At 71.3% G+C, this 1,830-nt stretch carries 3 protein-coding genes and 1 riboswitch; all 3 genes read left to right on the forward strand.

Translation table 11 applies throughout. The features are described from left to right. Positions 1-679: GTP 3',8-cyclase MoaA (locus A5714_RS15780; protein ID WP_156747344.1), on the forward strand; the 679-nt coding region annotated here is incomplete at its 5' end. Further along, a complete protein-coding gene (locus tag A5714_RS15785; protein WP_068065071.1) occupies positions 672-953 on the forward strand; it encodes a MoaD/ThiS family protein in 282 nt (93 codons plus the stop codon). The genes A5714_RS15780 and A5714_RS15785, both read left to right, overlap by 8 nt. A 206-nt stretch (positions 954-1,159) precedes the next feature. Further along, positions 1,160-1,368: riboswitch (cyclic di-AMP (ydaO/yuaA leader) on the forward strand. Positions 1,369-1,381: 13 nt separating this feature from the next. After that, the coding region (locus A5714_RS15790; RefSeq protein ID WP_197513741.1) for a transglycosylase family protein at positions 1,382-1,830 on the forward strand (449 nt) is incomplete at its 3' end.

The raw sequence follows: 1,830 nt of genomic DNA on the forward strand, positions 1-1,830 counted from the left end.
CGGACTCGCCCGAGCGGGCCTGAACCGCGTGAACGTCTCACTCGACAGCGTGAACCGGCGCCACTTCGCCGCCATCACCCGCCGCGACCGGCTGGCCGACGTGCTGGCGGGCCTGGCGGCCGCCCGGGAGGCGGGGCTCACGCCGGTCAAGGTCAACGCGGTGCTGGACCCGGTCACCGGCCGCGACGACGTCGTCGAGCTGCTGCGGTTCTGCCTGGACCACGGCTACCAGCTGCGGGTCATCGAACAGATGCCGTTAGACGCCGGCCATCACTGGCGACGGGACGCCGCGCTCACCGCCGACGACGTGCTGGCGGCGCTGCGCCCGCACTTCCAGTTGCGGCCCGATCCGGCTCCGCGCGGATCGGCCCCCGCCGAGCTGTGGCTCGCCGACACGGGCCCGGGCACGCCGGGCGGGAAGTTCGGCGTCATCGCGTCGGTCTCACACGCCTTCTGCTCGACCTGCGACCGCACCCGGCTCACAGCCGACGGACAGATCCGCAGCTGCCTGTTCTCGGCGCAGGAGACCGATCTGCGGGGCATGCTGCGCGACGGGAGCCCCGACGAGGCGATCGAGGCGGCCTGGCGCGCGACGATGTGGCGTAAGCCCGCCGGCCACGGCATCAACGACCCGGGCTTCGTCCAGCCGGACCGGCCGATGAGCGCGATCGGTGGCTAGCCCGGCCGACGCCGGCCCGGAGGGCATCGCGGTGACCGTGCGCTACTTCGCGGCGGCGTGCGCGGCCGCGGGGTCGGAGAGCGAGACGCTGACGCTGCGGCCCGGCACCACGGTGGCAGAACTCGTGGAGCGCTTGGCCGCCCGCGGCTCGCGGCTGGCCGCCGTCTTGAGCCGATGCTCGTATCTGTGCGACGGCATCGCGGTCCGTGACGAGACCGCCCCGTTGCGCGGCGGTAACACGATCGACGTCTTACCCCCCTTCGCGGGTGGGTAATCCTGTGACATATCTCACGTAACGGAAAGATAACGGCGCGATCACGCCTCGGTCTCGCGTGCGATGACCTGCGCAAAGTCCGTGCCCTCCTGCGGTTTTCGCAGATGGCCGAGAGGGAAACGCCGGGTTTCCCAAGACGTGACGAGACCAACGGAAACCGTTACCGTCTCCCAAGGCTCGCCAAGCCAACCGATTTGGCGGCCTCCCCGCCTGTCGCGCCGAGCTCCATCCAATAGGCGGGGGACACCGACCCACATGGATGGAGACGGGGGACCCACCGGTCCACCGTGACCGGACCGGGGCCGCTCGCGGCCCCTTGGGGTGAAGCCCGCACCGTCTCGCGACGGCGCAGGCCGGGTGGCCTCTCCGACCCGAACCCGACAGCTGACCTCGCAGGCGCGTGACGAGAGAGGAACATATCGGCGCCTATGAGTGGACGTCACCGTAAACCCAGCAGTTCCAACATCAGCGTCGCCAAGATCGCCGTCACCGGCGCGGTTCTCGGTGGCGGCAGCATCGCCATGGCGGGTCAGGCCTTCGCGGCCACCGATGGCGAATGGGATCAGGTTGCCCGTTGTGAGTCCGGCGGAAACTGGGGAATCAACACCGGCAACGGATATCACGGAGGCGTGCAGTTCAGCGCCAGCACTTGGGCCGCGCACGGCGGCGGCCAATTCGCGCCGTCGGCCGAGCTGGCCAGCAAGGAACAGCAGATCGCCGTCGCCGAGCGGGTCCTGGCGACGCAGGGCCGCGGCGCGTGGCCCGTCTGCGGCGGGCCCCTTTCCGGCCCCACCCCGCGCGAGGTCCCGGCCCCGGCGGGCCTGGACGCGCCGCTCGACGCGCCCGGCATGAACGGGCTGCCTGCGCCGTTGGCCGA

Origin of the sequence: Mycobacterium sp. E2462, assembly GCF_001672685.1 — a bacterium.
Lineage (GTDB): Bacteria > Actinomycetota > Actinomycetes > Mycobacteriales > Mycobacteriaceae > Mycobacterium.